This window comes from Chryseobacterium sp. C2(2020) (assembly GCF_014218915.1).
Lineage (GTDB): Bacteria > Bacteroidota > Bacteroidia > Flavobacteriales > Weeksellaceae > Chryseobacterium > Chryseobacterium mucoviscidosis.
In genome coordinates this window covers 65177-82870 of the sequence record NZ_JACLCT010000018.1, presented here as the reverse complement: position 1 = coordinate 82870, position 17694 = coordinate 65177, and the positions used below count along the sequence as shown (strand labels likewise).

Here is a 17694-nt window from a genome sequence, read left to right as displayed (position 1 = left end):
TGAAGAGTTTAACAATCAAAACAAAATTTATCAAAATGTAGCTTAACTTATACTGGAATTTTTATTTGCATATCCAAATTGTAGAATATTTTAAAGTTTATATTTTTGATAATCATATCAAAGCCTCTTTAAATACACATTCAAAATTAAAGAGCTATAATATAAATCCTATTGTTGTTAAATATTTATCAAAGGTTTTAGAAAATAGTTACACATCAATTGGTGTTGCTAAAGCATTATTTTATCCCAGAGTTTTGGGAACGTCAATAAATACTTCTTTTGGAACAAGGATACAAAATATGTTTGTAGATTTACAAATTGCAGAAGGCTCATTAATTAAGGGAATGGATATCGAATTTATTGATAAAATTGATAATCGTAGAAAATGGTGCCAATTAAAATCAGGACCAAATACAATTAATTCAGAAGATGTAAAACCATTAATAAAAAAATTTACAGATACAATAAATTTAGCCAGAACCAATAGAGCATTCACTAATGTAAATAATACAGATTTTATTGTTGGTGTACTATACGGTGAACAAAGCGAATTAAGTATGCATTATAAGGTTATCGACAAGACTCACCCTGTTGTTATAGGTAAAGATTTTTGGCATAGAGTAACTGGCTTTCCAAAATTCTATGATGGTCTTGTTGAGGAACTGCATTTACTTATTGAAAATATTGACACTCAAAATTTAATAAATGAGGGTGTTGAAAAACTAGCCGAAGAAATCGCTAGTTCTCAACTTTTTAATTTTAAAGAATTATAATAGGAATTTAAAAATTTAATAATCGAATATCCAACCTCTTTAGCCAAATTAACAGGAACTGCATTTCCTATTTGTTTATATTGCTGAGCCATAGAACCTGCAAAATCCCAATCATCTGGAAAAGTTTGAATTCTCGCATATTCACGCACCGTAAAAGGTCGTGTTTCATCAGGATGGCATCTTTCAGTTTGCTTTTGCGCCGGACTGCAAGTGAGTGTTAAGCTAGGCTCATCCCATCCTATTCTTCTTGCCATTCCTGTTTTTCCTCCTCCTAAATAAAAACTTCCGCCCATATATTCTTTCTGGATTTCAAGAGGCAAATCTCTCCAATAACCTTTTGGAGGGACTAAATCCAATACATCTTTTTTACTTTTAGGATATGTTGCTCCATGTGAAACAGGAACATCACATCGAATAATTCACCTTTTTTTAAAGCATCCTTCAAATTATATATTTTAGAATAGGCTTGAGGATAGCTAAAATTAATATTTATATCTTTTCTGATACCTACTAAAATTAATCTTTCTCTTTTTTGCGGAACCTTGAAATCTATAGCTCTTAAAACTTCTACAGGAACTACATTATAACCTATCTCATCTAAGATTGAAATCATACCTCTTAAAGTATTTCCACCATCATGACTTAGAAGCCCTTTCACATTTTCACCTATACAAATTGGAGGGTTAACTTCCTGAACAGCTCTTGCAAATTCATAAAAAAGAGTTCCTCTTGCATCTTCCAAACCTAATCTTTTACCTGCATAACTAAATGCCTGACAAGGAAAACCTCCGGTTACAACATCTATTTTTCCGTTATATTGTGTAAAGCTAAAGTTTTTAATATCACCTTCCAGAACTGTCCAATGTGGTCTGTTCTTTCTTAAAGTCTGACAGGCAAATTTATCGATTTCATTTAATGCTTCGCATTTTAAACCTGCTTTTTCTAAACCAATTGCTAAACCGCCTGCTCCTGCAAACAACTCTAAAACTTTATATTCATTTTCAGCTTTAGCATAGTTATCTGTTGATTTATTATTATCAATTAAAAAATCTGGAAATAAGTTTTCTATATCATTTCTGTGATAAACCCTATAATTACTCATTGGCTCTCTCACAGCAACCAACTTTCCCTCATCATCCCATCTTCTTAGTGTTTTTGTACTTTTATTTAAAATTTCTGCGGCTTCGGATATTGTGTAATATTCTTTAATAACCATATTGGACAACATTAGACATTGGTTACAAATTTATTTTAAATTTTCTTTGCGCACAATAATGATTTTTAAGAAAAAAAATTATAAATTAAAGCGATATTCACTTTATATAGATCTTTCAAACAAAACAAATTAATAATCAAAAACTTACACTTTCTCAATTAAAAACCTTAATTTTGCACCCCGAAATAAGGATCATCCATTATGAAAAAATTAGGCGAATACAGAAAGCTTCTCGAAGTTGATAAAAATGTAACACTGAAGGAATTAAAAACCATCTACAGGAATACGATGAAAGATACCCATCCTGATAAATTCATCAATGATGAGGCGGGAAAGCAGGAAGCAGAAGAAAAAAGCAAATCTGTGATTGAAGCCTATCATTTTCTGGTAAGCATCAATCCGGAAACGCAGGAAAAATACAAAGAAGAATATACCGAAACCATTACGAAATCTAATATTCAGGATTTTTATCTGGAAAAATCGGTTCTTAAAGTACAGCACCTGAACGGAAATATGTACGAATATCTTGGAGTTCCGAAAAATACCTACATCAAAATGGTGAATTCCGATTCTCCGAGCCGTTTTGCAAGAAGACATATTTACGGAAGTTTTGTGTACAGAAAAGCCGGTGAGGCAATGGCGGAATAATCCCCTATTTACAAATAAATAAGAGCTTTCAATTAATTTTGGAAGCTTTTTTTATTTGAAACTTGTCTAAACTTTTTTTACCGCAAAAGATTGCAACACTTTAGTTATTAAGTTTAATACTTAAATGTAAAAAGAGCACATAAGTTAAAGAATCAAAGATTTTTCTCTTTGTAGACTTTTGAAATACTTTAAATAAACTCAACAAAGTCTTTTGTCTCTTTTGCGGTTACATTTAAAATTAGTTTAAATAAACTTTTGATTAAACTTTAATTTTAACGCAAAAGGGTCGCTAGTCTTTTTTAAATTATTGAACATACTTTTCGGTCGAAAAGGCGTTTTACTCAGCAAATGAGCAATCATATTTCTTTTCTTTTTTAAGATTGCGTCGTCGCTTCAGAACTACGTTTGCAGGTCTTCAGTCTGTTCGCAATGACATAAAAAAACCGCATCATTGCTGATACGGTTTTCGGTTAATTAAGGTGTTATATTAGTCTAAATGTTTTGGCGTAAAACCGTCTTCACTTAGTTCTCTGTGCTCATAATCGGCTTTCATTTCAGCTTCATAATCTACTTTTTCATGTTTACCCATTCTTCTAAGAATTGAATCAAATAAAGAGTAAACTACCGGTACAATAATTAAGGTAAGGAATAGAGACGATGTTAAACCACCGATAACTACCCATGCCAAACCTTTGTTCATCTCCGCTCCTGCTCCTGTTGCCAATGCGATCGGCAACATCCCGAAGATCATCGCAATCGTTGTCATAAGGATCGGACGAAGACGGGCATGATTCGCCTGTACCAAAGCGTCGTGTGTATTAGATCCTGCTGCTTTTCTGGCATTGGCAAAGTCAACGATCAAAATCGCATTCTTCGCAACCAGACCAATCAACATAATCATCCCTAACATCGTAAAGATATTCAGTGAATTTGCTGTTAAGGCAAGAATTACCATTACCCCGATCATCGCCAGAGGAATTGAGAATAATACCACGAAAGGATACACAAAACTGTCATACAATGAAACCATTACAAGGTAAACCAATACAATAGCCGCCAATAAAGCGATTCCCAACGTACCGAAACCTTCCTGCTGGTTTTCCATATCTCCACTCCAGATGTAATCTACTCCTACAGGTTTGCTCTTGCTGTCCATGAACTGTTTTGCCCATTCGTTGGCAACGTCTCCTACAGGTCTACCTACTGCTTTAGCTCTTACTTTTACAGAAGGTGATTTATCTCTACGCTCAAGCAAACTCGGTCCTGATCCCATTTTAACCTCAGCAAACTGACTAAGACGTACCTGCTGTCCCTGAGGATTTGTAAACATTAAGTTTTTAACATCATCAATAGACTGTCTGTTCGCATCTCCGAAACGGATATTGATGTCGTACTCGTACTCTCCTGCTCTGAATTTCCCGTCTGTATTTCCGTTGAATGCCGTCTGCATTGTCTGTCCTACACTGGAAAGATTCAAACCTAAAGAAGCCATCTTATCTCTGTCGATATTTACCTGAACTTCAGGATTTCCTGAATCGGTAGATAATTCCGCATCTACTGCTCCCGGAACTTTTTTCAGCAATTCTAAGATTCTTGTTGCTTCTTTTACGGCTGTTGCATTATCCGGAGCGGTTACCACCATTTCGATCGGTGCATTTTCAGCACCCATGATTCCTATTGGGGCAGTTTTGAATTCTACTCCTGTAAATTTCTCTTCTAAAGCTCTTTTTATTTTTGCAGCTTTGATGTTGGTGCTTTCAGAACGCTCGGATTTATCTGTTAAATTTACCTGAACTTCCGACTGATAAGTTGTCGCCTGAGCTCCACCAAAACCTGTTGACTGCTGTCCTACTGTTGTAATTAAATCTACAACATCTTTATCATTTCTTAAAAATCGCTCAACATCTAACGTAAGCTGATTGGTTTTTTCAACGGTTGCATCTTTCGGTAATTCCATCTGAACAAGGAACTGCCCTCTGTCGATCGGCGGGAAAAATTCTCCTCCGATAAATCCGAATGCTACTAACATGAATGAAGAAATCAACACGATGAAAGTAATCACGACTGTGGAAATTCTTCTTAATGTGGTTTTTAAACACCATTCAAGAATTCCTGTGATCCAGTGTGTGAATTTATCAATTAAACCTTCAAACCAAAGGATGAATTTTTCGAACCAGTTTTTCCCTGTTAAATGCTCAAGCTTACCAAATCTTGAAGAAAGCCACGGAATGATGGTAAATGATGCGACCAATGAAAGCAATGTCGCAATAACCACCGTGACGCAGAACTGAGCCAGAATGTTCGCTACCAAACCTGAACTCATCGCAATCGGTAAGAATACCACCACAATTACCAAAGTAATCGCTGCAACGGTAAACCCGATCTCCGAAGCTCCGTCGTAGGCTGCCCTGATTTTGCTTTTCCCCATCTCCATGTGACGGTAAATATTTTCCAATACAACGATCGCGTCATCCACAAGAATACCTACCACTAAGGAAAGTCCCAGTAAACTCATCAAATTCAGCGTATATCCCATTAAGTTCATTCCGATGAATGTTGCCACCAATGAAGCAGGAATGGAAACCATTACAATGAATGCGTTTCTGATGCTGTGAAGGAATAGTAACATTACAATTGCTACCAAAATAATCGCTAAGAATAAGTCGAAAATTACGTGGTTGGCAGATTCAAGGGTAAAGTCTGTAGTATTGTTTACCACTTTCACCTTTACACCCTGAACTTTGTACGCTTCCTGAACGGTTTCAATGGTTTTCTCAACACTTTCAGATACCGCAACCGCATTGGCATCAGATTGTTTTTTAACCTGCATTAAGATCGTAGGAAACTGGTTGAATCTCGCTACTTTCTCCACATCTTTCTGAGAATCGAAAACCGTAGCAATATCAGACAAACGAACCTGTGCTCCGTTTTTATTGGAAACCACAAGATTGTTCATTTCTGCTACAGACTTATACTTTCCGGATAATCTGATGGTAGATTTTGAGGTTCTGGTTTTCAGACTACCTGTCGGGAAATCTAAGTTTGAAGAGAGAATTGCCTGTTGAACATCTCCGATGGAAAGTCCGTAACCCTGCAGTTTTTTCTCATCAAGATTTACCTGAATTTCTCTTTCCTGTCCACCTACAAGATCAACCTGAGCAACACCGTTTACACGGGAGAAAATCGGCTCAATTTTTTTATCTAAAAGATCATAGAGCTCCTTATTGTTTAATTTGTCTGAAGAAATACTCATCGTGATGATCGGTAAATCATCCAGAGAGAATTTGTTTAGAGACGGTGCATCCACATCATCCGGAAGGTCTGCAAGAATGGCGTTTACCTTTCTCTGGGCATCATTCAATGCATAATCTACATCGGCTCCGTCATTCAACTGAACCATAATCACGGATAAACTTTCGTAGGAAGAAGATTCTACTTTCTTCACGTTTTCCAAAGAACCAACGGCATCTTCAATTTTTCGGGTAACGGATGTTTCCACCTCTGCGGGTGAAGCTCCCGGATACACCGTAGAAATGGTTACCATATTGGTTTCAAACTTCGGAATCAATTCGTATCCCATGAGTGTATAACTCAGGATACCTCCCAACGTAAGAATCGTAAACAGTACGATTACCAACGATGGTCTTTTAATCGATATTTCTGCTAACTTCATAAATCTTCTACTTTACGATATTTACTTTAGATCCGTTATCCAGATTGATCTGTCCGCTGGTAACCACTTGTTCTCCGCCATTCAGTCCGCTTAAAACCTGAACTTTATCGCCATATACTTTTCCAACGGTTACTTTGATGAGTTTTGCAACGCCATTCTGTACAACAAATAATTGTCCGGAACTTACTCCGTTTACAAATGCTTCCGCAGGAACCGTTAACATATTCTGTGTTTCTGCGCCATTGTTTGTTTTAAATGTTGCTGTTGCATACATCCCGGCTTTCAGGTTTCCTCTGTTCTGAACTTCAATTTCAACAGGGAAATTTAAAGAAGCATCACTTTTAGGGGCAATAAATGTAATTCTTCCCACAAATGAATCTTCGGGTAGAACGTTTACTTTAATCGGAACTTCCTGTCCTAACTGAATTTTCCCGATCTGGCTTTCATCAACCAAAACTGAAAGTTTTAAGCTGTTGATGTTTACGATTTCGAAAAGTCCTGTCCCCGGAGCAACCACCATTCCCGGCTCTACCATTTTTTTATTGATGGTGCCGCTGATTCCTGCACGAATGCTTGTATCGTTTACTTTTACGCCTTGAGCTCTTAGCGCAGCCTGAGCATTTTTAAGCTGTAATCTTGAATTATCAAGCTGCTGTTTGGTAACACCTCCTGTTTTGAAGGCATTTTCATAACGCTGGTTGTCTGCAATCGCATTCTGTAAATTGTTCTGAGCCTGAGTAACATCTACTTCAATGGCATCTCTTTTAATGGTTGCCAAAACCTGTCCTGCTCCCACTCTTGAGCCTTCTTTTACCAAAACGCTTACCACGCGTCCTGAAATTTCAGAAGACTGGTTCATTTCCTGCTTCGGGATAAATGTTCCGTTTGCACTGTAATCTGTATCAATATTTTCTCTGGAAACCGTTACCACGTTTACATTGATCTTATCTACCTGCTTTGCAACTTCTTTTACTTCCTGCGTCTGCTTTTCTTTATTTCCGGCAATCTTGTAAGCTGCCAAACCAACCAGTACGGCTGCTACGATGATATATATTAAAGTTTTTTTCATAGTTTATTACGGGTTTTGTAGTGTATTTAATTCTCCTTTTGCTTTAATTAGCTTGATTTCAGCCTGTTTGTAATCCAACAAAGCATTAGCGTAATTCTGTTTTGCCTGCGTTAAAGCATTTTCTGCATCCAGAACTTCTGTAAGTGTTGCTAAACCGTACTGGTAGTTGGATTGTGTATTTTTCTGAACTCTTTCTGCCAATCCTACGTTGTCTTTCATGCTTTCAATATTAATTAAAGCATTTTCTATGTTGGTAATGGCATTTTTATAATCTAAATTAAGGCTTAACTGTGTATTCTGTATATCCAGATCAAGATCCTGAATATCGATTTCTGCCTGATTGATCTTTGCTTTTGTAGCTCCTCCGGTAAAAATCGGGATATTAATATTTAATCCAATTGCAGAGTAATCGCTCCAAAGCACACCATTTTTAAGTCCGTTGGTTAATGGAAATTTTGCTCCGTTTGCACCCCAACCGTAATTGGCAACCAGACTTACTGTAGGGTAAAGATATGCTTCTGTCGCTTTTTTATTGAACACTAAAAGTTCTCTGTTTTTGTTTAAAACTTTGATTTCGGTACGGTTGTCAAGGTTTAAATTTCCTGAAACCAGTTCCGGTTTTGGTTCAATTGTTTTTTCTTCCAGTTCAATATCAGATTCAATCGGAACCCCCATGTAGAACTTCAGTGCGTTTTTAGCAAGCTGCACAGAATTAATTAATGTCTGTTTGTTTGATCCGATGTTGGTAAGCTGAACATTGGTTCTGTCCAGATCAATGGATTTTGCCAAACCGTTATCTACCAAACTTTTAATTACATTTCTTACTTTTTCCGTATTCGCATAGCTTGCTTCTACGGTTTTAAGATTTTCTTCCTGAACAAAAACCTGATAATAAGCGGATGCTACATTTTCAATGATCTGTTCGTTGGTAAGCTGTGCATTAAGCACATAAAATTCTCTGGTAGATTTTGCCGCTTTCAGTCCGGTGAAAACTCTCTGATCGAAAATTGCCTGCTGAAGCTGTACCGAAGCGGTAGAGTTCCACGGCTGACCGAACTGTGCTCTGATTTTTTCTCCTCCAAACTCAAGAAGGGACTCCTGAATGATGGGATTGTAGGTAAGACCTGCTGTTGCGGAAATCTGTGGTAAAGCTCCTGCTTTTGCCTCATCAATCTTATATTCGGCTTTTTTGATCTGTAAAGCTGCCTTTTTGGCTTCCGCTTTATTCTGAAGTGCCTGTTTAATGGCTTCCTGTAAGGAAACCTGTTGCTGTGCAGACACCCATGAAAAACCGAACATTATAAATGCAGCCGCTATTCCTACTTTTAGCTTGTTTGCAGTTACACGTTTTTTCATAATATTATACTTCGTTTATTTTTTTTAATGTAATTATTCTGGTAAATGATATTATTCCGAATGACGAATGAATTCTTAAAATACTTTAACTCTTTTTTAGTTTTTGAATAACATATTTAATATGATTTCTTTTCTTTCGGAAATAATTTTATCAAACTCTTTATCGCTGATCATTAAATTTTCCATAAAAAGAGGTCTTACTGCACTCGGAAAAACCAAAAGCGAAACCATATTTAAAACAAACTGTATGGGTTTCATTTTTTCAATATTTCCTAATTCCATTTCGGCTTCTATATCTCTGTACAAGCGATCAAGTTCATCTTTTTCAATATCTTTTTTATGACAGTTTCCTTTGTTGATCTGCGAAACGATGTAGGTTTCCAGATAAGGATACTGAAGACTTGTAGATAAACTTCCTTCTATGAACTGGCTGATCTTTTCTTTCAGAGGAAGATCAGAATTCATGATAATTTCAGATTTTTCTTTTTCCACTTTCTGAGCTTCATCAAAAATAATCTGGATGAGGTTATCTCTTGAGCGGAAGTAATAGTTGATAAGCGTTCTGTTGACACCGGCTTCATCTGCAATCTCCTGAGTAGTAGCGTCAAACTTACCTTTCACAAAGAATAAATTCTTTGCTGTGTCTTTAATTAATTCCTGTGTTTGGTCTTTTTTTGCTTGATTTAACATTTTTGTTAAACAAATTTGTGCAAATGTAAATCAAATTTTATTTTTGACAAAATTGTTAAACAAAATTATTAAACAATTTTGTATGATTTGCATCATATTTTAAATCTTATTCTGAGATTGCGTTTTATTAATCTTTTTGAAATAGCGGATTTTAATATATTTGCCGAAAAATTAGTAACCAATGCGAAAAATATTGTTTCTATGCAAAGTTTTCTGCTGTGGATTTTTGTTTTCTCAGAACTTTTCTTGGGTAAAACAATTCAGAAGCTATACAGACTATGCTGATCATATTTCAAAAGTCCAAAAAGATGATAATGGAAATATGTATCTTTTAGGTAAGACCCTTAGTTTCAGTGGAATTGATGTAGATCCGGGACCAGGTGTAAATCTTTTAATTCCAACAAATTATATAAGTTCAGGAGGATCAGGAACAACCTTTATCATTAAACTGGATAGTAATGGTAATTATCTGTGGAGTTACAAAATAAGTAATGTACATAATGATATTGAGTACGATTTGAAGGTTAAAAACGGAAAAGTGTATGCACTCACCAATAAATCTGTTTATCAAGGAAATTATATTAATGGCTATGCTACAATTACCACTTTAGACCTTAATGGAAACCTTATTAATGAAACGCAGGTAACAAACTCAAATCCAAATTCATTAGATGTTGATAACAACGGAAATGTATATCTAAGTACTTTTACTTTTTATGATCTTGTATTTCAACAAGCTGCAAATACAGCTTTTAATGATACAAACTCTACAGCGGCTTCGTACATTATTAAATTTAATTCTTCTTTACAGGTTCAATGGCTAAAAAAAGTTACCAACGGAATCGAAAATAAATTGGTTTTAAATTCTAATAATGATGTCTATTTTGCGATGAATAATATATATGGTCAGTCTCGGTATACATTGCAGCGATACAACACTAACGGGACTTTGCTTTGGTCCGGAATTCAAGAAGACCAAAGTTATTCTGATATTCTTGTTGATAAAAATGATAATCTTATTGTTTCAGGTCAATGGATGGCTCAGTTTTTACCTATTGACGTAGATCCTTCAAGTAATCAATATTTATTGCCTTCCAATACTTATATCAGCCTTTATTTATTGTGGTTCGATACTAACAATAATTTACTTGATGTAAAAAAATATTTAAATAACGGACAGCATTTTCCTTTATCTATAGAGGGTTTAAGTTGTGATGATTATAATAACCTGCATGTCAATGGATATTTCGATAAAACTTTCGATGCCAATCCTGACTTGGGAGTAAATAATATTGTATTCGGAAGCGGATATTCAGAAGGCTGTTCGATAACTTTTAACCCTAATAGAGAATATAAAACGTCTTTCAGAATAGGATCTACGAATGCCTATAAACCAAATGCGTATGCAAGAGTTTATCAAACAGTAAATCTTAATGACAGTTATTATTATGTCGGAACTTTTCACTGGAACTGTGATTTTGACCCTTCTGCCAATGAGTATTTTTTAAATACAATAAACACATCAACAACTAATGATGATGGTTACTTGTTAAAACTAGAAAGATGTAATAATTTACCTCAAAATTCAAGCATGAACATTTGTTTAGGTGCAAATATTCAGTTGAATGCAACTGGCGGAACAACCTATAACTGGACTGGGCCAAATGGATTTACTTCAAATCAGCAAAATCCTACAATTCTCAATTCAACAACAACAAACTCTGGAATATATACTTGTCAGGTTACAGGATCTAATAATGGATGCGACGGAAGTTTTTCTGTGCATGTAATTGTTGGTGATATTACTCCGCCAGTTCCTAATGTAACAAATCTTCCTAATATAATAGGAGACTGTCATACTACGATTTCCAATTTTCCAAAGGCAACGGATAATTGTGTCGGAATTATTACGGCAACCACTACCGATCCCCTTTCCTATTCTGTTCCGGGAACTTATGTGATTCACTGGACTTATAATGACGGAAATGGAAATGTTTCGGCACAAAACCAAAATGTAACGGTAACAGCAACGGCATTACCTGTAACAACCAATCTTCAGCAAATCTTCTGTAAAAGCACCAATCCAACGGTTGCCAATATTCAGATTACAGGACAGAATATCAAATGGTACAATGCAGCCGGAAATCTTTTGCCTTCAACAACGGCTCTGGTAAACGGACAGACCTATTATGCCTCCCAAACGATTAACGGATGCGAAAGTGATAAAATCGCTGTTCAGGTTACCGTGAATGAAACTCCAAAACCTACAGGAAACGCTGTTCAGGATTTTTGTGCTTCGGCAAATCCTACTTTGGCAAGTTTAGTTGTAACCGGAACTTCCCTTAAGTTTTATGATGCCGCAGGAAATATCTTACCGCTTACAACTCCTCTGGTGAACGGAACAGTTTACTACGTAACACAGACGCTGAACAACTGTGAATCTGAAAAACTGGCAATTACGGTAACACTTTCAACGAATAATGTTCCTGCCAATGATTATTCGGCGACGTTCTGTAACAGTACGACAGGAAACTCTATGATTGTGAATTTAACGTCGTATCAAAGTAATATTATTGCCAATCCTTCCGGATATACATTTACTTATACGGATGATTTTGGGAACGTAATTACCAATCCTTCTGCGTACTCTTTAAATTTAGGAGCGACCGTTATCCATGTAAAGGTTTCCACACCGGACGGATGTTTTAAGATTGTACGATTAAATTTAGCATTGAACCCTAAACCTATATTTAACCTTCCTGAGAAAATTGATTTCTGTAAAGGAAAAACAGTAACTCTGGATGCAGGAAGCGGATTTTCATCTTATCTATGGAGCAACGGAGCCACTACTCAGACAATTACCGTTTCAGCTCCCGGAAATTATTCTGTAACAGTAACGAATAGTTTTGGCTGTCAGAGTACGGATAACATTCAGGTAAGCTATACGGTTTTGCCGGAAATTGTTTCCGTAAATATCAGCAACAATTCCGCAACAGTAATCCTTTCTGCGACAGGCAGCTTTGAATATTCTTTAGATAACTTCACATGGCAGGATTCTAACATTTTCACGAACTTAAATATTGGAGAATATATTGTTTATGTAAGAACAAAAGGAGGCTGTATCATTGGTCAGAAACCTTTTTCGATATTCAACATTCCAAATGCATTCACTCCCAATGCAGACGGATATAACGACCAATGGAAAATTGCAGGACTGGAAAATTATCCGGGAACCGAAGTGAACGTTTACGACAGAAGAGGTCTTCCTGTTTTCAAGCAGATTATTTCTAAAAAACCTCTGCAATGGGACGGAAAACTCAACGGAAATCCTGTCCCGACAGGAAACTACTGGTATACGATAAAAGTTTCAGACGGCAGAGTATATACAGGCTGGCTTCTGATTAAGAACAGAGACTAAACAAAAACGAGCGGAAAATTTTCCGCTCGTTTTTTTATTTTTACAAGGTTTATTGATTGTCTTTACAACTTTTTGATGAGTCAAAAACAATTACAATAACCGAATTTTATCGTCCAGAATATCAATAATTTTATCTTTATACAATCCTCCGATGGCTTTTTTAAAGTTCTTCTTGCTCATCTGAACTTCGTCCTTAATTTCTTCGGGAGTTGATTTATCTGAAAGATGAAGCAAACCATAGTTTTCTTCTAGTCTGTCTAAAATTTTCTTTTTAAATTCATCAATATTTTCAAAACCTTGTGGCTGTAGGGAAACATCAATTTTTCCGTCTTCGCGGATCTCTTTGATATAACCGGATTCTTCAGACAACGGATACAGCTTTTTGAATACATCCGAATTGTAGATCAGTCCGATATACTTTTTGTTGATGACTACATTCCAACCCAACTCACTTTCATTCATCATAATAAGATCCACTTTATCTCCTTTCTGGAAAGGCAGATCCTGATATTGAGGATTTCTTTTGAATTTCGTGGTTCCGGTAATCAGTTCCAGATCTTCATCAACATAAATATAGACAAGATATCTTTTTCCTTCAATGATCTTAGATTTCTGCTGCTTGTAAGGAATAAACAGATCTTTGATAATTCCCCAATCCATAAAAGCTCCACTTGGAAGGCTCTGAACACAGCTCATTACGGCAAACTCTCCTACTTCTGCCAAAGGAATTTCTGTGGTTGCCTTTAATTTTCCATCATCCTGATATACAAAAACTTCAATTTCGTCATCAATTTCCTTATCATCCTGAATGAAAATTTTAGGAAGAAAAGCCTTTTCTCCGGATTCGTCTGTTAAGATCCATCCCGAATTATTTTTATCTGAAATTTTTAAAGTCTGAGTTTTTCCGAATTGCATGTATGATAAAATTAGTCTGCAAAGGTAAGGAAAATCAAATCTTTAACCTATTTATATTCTTCCAAATCTCTTCTCAGGGTTTTGGACTCTTTCAAATAACTGTTTTCTACATCGGGATTTTGAGCAATACCTGTTACTTTTACAAGTTTTTCATCAGTATAATAATATCTTGATTCTGAAAGTAATTTAGGATTTTTTATATATCCATTCTCATCAATGATCTGATATTTTTTTGTCAAAACAAAGATCAGTTTATCATTTGCTGAAAAAAAATATTGTGTACTGATATTCCATGCCGAAAGTCCTACAAAATGTTCTATTTTCTTAAGTTTTCCATCTTTATAAAATCCTTTCAGCTCAATTCCGTTATCTGAAGTCTGATTTTTATCCAGAAAATAGGAATAAGGAACAGTTTTAATTTTGATGTTTTTAATACTATTTATTTCCGAAACCTTTTTACTGATTGACTTGATATTCTGACTAAAAGTGTAACCTGAAATAAAAATAAAAAAAGTTAACAAAAATGCTCTCATATTTTTTAAATAAAGCTGTTTAAACCAATTTTAAATTTAACCGCAAAAGAGACAAAAGACTTTATTGGATTTATTTAAAGTATTTCAAAAGTTTGCAAAGAGAAAAAATCTTTGATTTCTTTAACTTATGTGCTCTTTTTTCAATTTAGGAATTAAACTTAAACAGCTAAAGTGTTACAATCTTTTGCATCTTTTGCGATAAAAAAGTTTTGACAAGTTTAATATTTCGAATATCCGTTAAACAACCTATTACTTTGCACTGATATGAAAATCAATTATTTATAACAGGCACTTCGACAAGCTCAGTGTGACACCTCTAATACTAAACGCTTGATTTGTAGCGATGTCAAGCTGAGCCTGTCGAAGTTTTAGGTTAATAAACGGACAATCAATTAATATTAATTTCAAACTGTTTTTTATGAATTTTGTACAAATTCCATCAATTCCCGTTTGCTGCTTTCAAAATCGAAGGCATCGTAAACCAGAAAATATTTATGCTTATCTACACATTTTGAAAACATAGACTTTGCAAGAGAAATTTTATTTTTGTCAAAACTTAAATCTTTTACCAAAATACGGATCTGGTTCGAGGTAAACAAGGCATGTTTTCCCTGTTGACTGATGAACATCATTTTTTTATCGTCAAACCAAGCCTTTTCCTTCATCATCGCCATAAATCCCTGAAATGTCTGATTATCCATCACATTAGGATAATTTACGTTATCATTCCATCCTCCCGAATTTCCGTAGGGATTGTTCCAGACATCATTCCAGTCATTAAATCCGTAAGACTGGTTCTGAACAGGATATGAATCTAATAAAAACAATCCTTCATTGGTAAAGAAATCAAGAACCAATCTGCTGTTGTTTCTTACATTCAAAGTTGTTCTGTATAATAAATAACCGTTTTCATAAATTGAAACAGGAATTCTTCCCGAAGGAAGATCAAAAAATCTGAATCTTCCGGAATTATTGGAAATAAACTGATCTCCCAGTTCCACACTGAACATTCCCTGTTCAGGAATTCTCAGGAAAACTTCTGAATATCCGTACTGCTGATTCCATTGGTAATTTGGATTTTTACCTCTGAATCCATTGTTATTTCTGTTCTGATTTCTGAAACCGGAATTATTGCTGTTTCTGCTCTCCGTTCTTTTTGCGTTCGGAGATTCTATTTCTGTTTTTGAAGCCTCGTTTTTTAAAAGCTCACCTGCTTTTCCTGCTTCCTGCGCGAAAGAAAAACTTCCTACAAGAAACAAAACACTCATAAATATATTTTTCATAACACTTTTTTTAATCTCCAGCTCCACTTTCATGCCAAAAAAAAGAGAAACCAGTATCTGATTTCTCTTTATTATTTATATGATTGTTTATCAATTACATATGAATTGGTCTTTTCGCGGTAGCGTCTAAAGCTGCTTCTTTAATTGCTTCTGCATACGTCGGGTGCGCGTGAGAACTTCTTGCGATATCTTCTGCACTTGCACGGAATTCCATAGCGATAACTCCTTCAGCAATTAAATCTGCTGCTCTTGCTCCCACAATGTGCATTCCAAGAACTTCGTCTGTTTTTTCGTCTGCAATAATTTTTACCAGACCATCTACATCACCACTTGCACGGCTTCTTCCCAAAGCTCTCATCGGGAAAGAACCTACTTTATAAGCTACTCCTTCTTCTTTCAACTGCTCTTCAGTTTTTCCAACTCCTGCTACTTCAGGCCATGTGTAAACCACTCCCGGAATTAAATTATAGTTGATGTGAGGCTTCTGTCCTGCTAAAGTTTCAGCAACAAAAACACCTTCCTCTTCTGCTTTGTGAGCCAGCATTGCTCCCTTCACCACGTCTCCGATTGCATAAATGTTCGCAACATTAGTTTGTAAATGGTCATTTACTTTCACTCTTCCTCTTTCGTCAAGCTCAACACCAGCTTTTTCCAATCCAAGACCGTCTGTGTAAGGCTTTCTTCCTACAGAAACCAGACAGTAATCTCCTTCTACTGTTACTTCTTCTCCTTTTTTGTCTTTCGCTGTAATTTTTACGGTATCTCCGTTTCTTTCTACTGCGGATACGGCTGTAGAAAGCATGAATTTCATTCCCTGCTTTTTAAGAACTTTCGTTAATTCTTTACTTAGCGCTCCGTCCATTGTCGGGATAATTTTATCCATAAACTCTACCACAGTAACCTGAGCTCCAAGTCTTAGGTAAACAGAACCTAATTCAAGACCAATTACTCCACCTCCGATTACGACTAAATGTTTCGGAATTTCTTTAAGATTTAAAGCTTCCGTAGAAGTAATTACTCTTTCTTTATCTAAGGTGATGAAAGGTAAAGAAGAAGGTTTAGAACCTGTTGCGATAATGGTATATTTGGATTCGATCGTTTCTGTAGAACCGTCGTTTTTTGTTACTTTGATCTGAGTAGCGGATTCGAAGCTTCCCACTCCTTCAAAAACAGTGATTTTGTTTTTGTTCATCAGATAGCTGATTCCGTCTGTATTTTGTTTGATTACCTCATTTTTACGTTCGATCATTCTTGCAATGTCGGCTTGAGGCTCGTTGATAATGATTCCGTGACCTGCAAAATTGTGTTTTGCGTTCTCAAAATGCTCAGAGCTGTCTAAAAGCGCTTTTGATGGAATACATCCCACGTTAAGACAAGTTCCTCCCAAAGTTGGATATTTTTCAATAATTGCTGTTGTGAAACCTAATTGTGCAGCACGGATTGCAGCAACATAACCACCAGGACCGGAACCGATTACGGTAACATCGAATTGACTCATGTTATTTTATGAATTTGTTTATTATTAACTTTCTTATGCTTACAAATTTAACGATTTATTACCACGTGAGAAAGTGAGATTTGTCAAATTTTTGAGAGGGATGATTGAGGATGGAAGATGGAAGTTTAAAGAATTGCAAATATCTTTTAAATTTAATCTTTTTATTCACTAAACTAAAAATCCGGTAAGATCTTCCAGCTTCCGGCTTCATACTTCCAACCTGTTACAAATCCAACCTCAGTTTCCCCTGTCCGAATTCTCCTGTGCTTTCAAAATATGAGCCTCCGTAAACATACCAATCAAGGCTTTCGAGATATTCTACAGCATTTTCGGGGGTAATTTGAGGACGGTCTTTTTTAGAAACAATTCCTTTGTACCATCTTCCGGATTTGGAAAAACTTTCATATTCCACAAAATATCGGATCCAGATTCTCTGGCAAAGTTTACACTGCTGAATGCTTACTTCGGCAAATCTTCCATTCGTTTGATCGATTCCCAATTCTGACGTTCTGAATTCTGTATAGGTGGAAGTCGGTTTTTCGCAGGCGCATCCCAGTTTCTGGATTTTAATCATTAGTAATTGTTTTCTGAAATTAAAAATCCAAAATTAAAAAATATTAGC

General features: G+C 35.7%; 12 protein-coding genes and 1 pseudogene. 3 read left to right on the top strand and 10 right to left on the bottom strand.

The window, feature by feature from the left end:
- Positions 1–65: 65 nt before the first annotated feature.
- Positions 66–773 (top strand): PmeII family type II restriction endonuclease, encoded by a 708-nt coding sequence (locus tag H6W52_RS11945; RefSeq protein WP_116098531.1) that lies wholly within the window; start codon positions 66–68, stop codon positions 771–773.
- On the opposite strand, the pseudogene dcm reads toward H6W52_RS11945, so the two are convergent.
- Positions 746–1989, bottom strand: a pseudogene (gene dcm / locus H6W52_RS11940) (DNA (cytosine-5-)-methyltransferase). The gene H6W52_RS11945 and the pseudogene dcm overlap by 28 nt on opposite strands.
- 201 nt (positions 1990–2190) lie before the next feature.
- Here dcm and H6W52_RS11935 point away from each other — a divergent pair.
- Positions 2191–2637: a KTSC domain-containing protein gene (locus tag H6W52_RS11935; RefSeq protein WP_087710487.1), complete on the top strand. Its 447-nt coding sequence runs from the start codon at positions 2191–2193 to the stop codon at positions 2635–2637.
- 487 nt (positions 2638–3124) lie between these two features.
- On the opposite strand, the gene H6W52_RS11930 is transcribed toward H6W52_RS11935, so the two are convergent.
- From H6W52_RS11930 to H6W52_RS11915, 4 genes are all read right to left on the bottom strand, one after another.
- Positions 3125–6310 (bottom strand): efflux RND transporter permease subunit, encoded by a 3186-nt coding sequence (locus tag H6W52_RS11930; RefSeq protein WP_116098533.1) that lies wholly within the window; start codon positions 6308–6310, stop codon positions 3125–3127.
- A 7-nt stretch (positions 6311–6317) separates the two neighbouring features.
- Positions 6318–7379: an efflux RND transporter periplasmic adaptor subunit gene (locus H6W52_RS11925; RefSeq protein WP_087710491.1), complete on the bottom strand. Its 1062-nt coding sequence runs from the start codon at positions 7377–7379 to the stop codon at positions 6318–6320.
- 6 nt (positions 7380–7385) lie between these two features.
- A complete protein-coding gene (locus H6W52_RS11920) occupies positions 7386–8738 on the bottom strand; it encodes a TolC family protein (RefSeq protein ID WP_185216727.1) in 1353 nt (450 codons plus the stop codon).
- A gap of 93 nt (positions 8739–8831) precedes the next feature.
- Entirely contained in the window at positions 8832–9425 is a 594-nt protein-coding gene (locus H6W52_RS11915; protein ID WP_185216725.1) for a TetR/AcrR family transcriptional regulator, read from the bottom strand.
- Between the two features lie 181 nt (positions 9426–9606).
- Here H6W52_RS11915 and H6W52_RS11910 point away from each other — a divergent pair, with 181 nt between their 5' ends.
- Positions 9607–12843 (top strand): T9SS type B sorting domain-containing protein, encoded by a 3237-nt coding sequence (locus H6W52_RS11910; RefSeq protein ID WP_116098536.1) that lies wholly within the window; start codon positions 9607–9609, stop codon positions 12841–12843.
- 90 nt (positions 12844–12933) lie between these two features.
- On the opposite strand, the gene H6W52_RS11905 is transcribed toward H6W52_RS11910, so the two are convergent.
- The 5 genes from H6W52_RS11905 to H6W52_RS11885 form a co-directional block, all read right to left on the bottom strand.
- Complete coding sequence (locus H6W52_RS11905) at positions 12934–13758, bottom strand: S1 RNA-binding domain-containing protein (RefSeq protein WP_116098537.1); 825 nt, start codon at positions 13756–13758, stop codon at positions 12934–12936.
- Between the two features lie 47 nt (positions 13759–13805).
- Positions 13806–14291: a hypothetical protein gene (locus tag H6W52_RS11900; protein ID WP_116098538.1), complete on the bottom strand. Its 486-nt coding sequence runs from the start codon at positions 14289–14291 to the stop codon at positions 13806–13808.
- Between the two features lie 416 nt (positions 14292–14707).
- Positions 14708–15574 carry a DUF4476 domain-containing protein gene (locus tag H6W52_RS11895; protein WP_157967249.1) on the bottom strand — a complete coding sequence of 289 codons (867 nt, stop codon included), beginning with the start codon at positions 15572–15574 and terminating at the stop codon, positions 14708–14710.
- 94 nt (positions 15575–15668) lie between these two features.
- Positions 15669–17072, bottom strand: a complete 1404-nt coding sequence (gene lpdA, locus H6W52_RS11890) for a dihydrolipoyl dehydrogenase (protein WP_087710504.1) — start codon at positions 17070–17072, stop codon at positions 15669–15671.
- A 223-nt stretch (positions 17073–17295) separates the two neighbouring features.
- Positions 17296–17646, bottom strand: coding sequence for a hypothetical protein (locus H6W52_RS11885; protein WP_116098540.1), 351 nt, complete (start codon positions 17644–17646; stop codon positions 17296–17298).
- Positions 17647–17694: the final 48 nt, after the last annotated feature.

What these genes read in the sequence shown, in the direction of transcription:
- H6W52_RS11910 (WP_116098536.1), top strand. Translation starts at nt 9,607, where the DNA reads ATGCGAAAAATATTGTTTCTATGCAAAGTTTTCTGCTGTGGATTTTTG.
- H6W52_RS11925 (WP_087710491.1), bottom strand. Translation starts at nt 7,379, where the DNA reads ATGAAAAAAACTTTAATATATATCATCGTAGCAGCCGTACTGGTTGGT.
- H6W52_RS11905 (WP_116098537.1), bottom strand. Translation starts at nt 13,758, where the DNA reads ATGCAATTCGGAAAAACTCAGACTTTAAAAATTTCAGATAAAAATAAT.
- H6W52_RS11915 (WP_185216725.1), bottom strand. Translation starts at nt 9,425, where the DNA reads ATGTTAAATCAAGCAAAAAAAGACCAAACACAGGAATTAATTAAAGAC.
- H6W52_RS11935 (WP_087710487.1), top strand. Translation starts at nt 2,191, where the DNA reads ATGAAAAAATTAGGCGAATACAGAAAGCTTCTCGAAGTTGATAAAAAT.
- H6W52_RS11885 (WP_116098540.1), bottom strand. Translation starts at nt 17,646, where the DNA reads ATGATTAAAATCCAGAAACTGGGATGCGCCTGCGAAAAACCGACTTCC.
- lpdA (WP_087710504.1), bottom strand. Translation starts at nt 17,072, where the DNA reads ATGAGTCAATTCGATGTTACCGTAATCGGTTCCGGTCCTGGTGGTTAT.
- H6W52_RS11895 (WP_157967249.1), bottom strand. Translation starts at nt 15,574, where the DNA reads ATGAAAAATATATTTATGAGTGTTTTGTTTCTTGTAGGAAGTTTTTCT.
- H6W52_RS11900 (WP_116098538.1), bottom strand. Translation starts at nt 14,291, where the DNA reads ATGAGAGCATTTTTGTTAACTTTTTTTATTTTTATTTCAGGTTACACT.
- H6W52_RS11930 (WP_116098533.1), bottom strand. Translation starts at nt 6,310, where the DNA reads ATGAAGTTAGCAGAAATATCGATTAAAAGACCATCGTTGGTAATCGTA.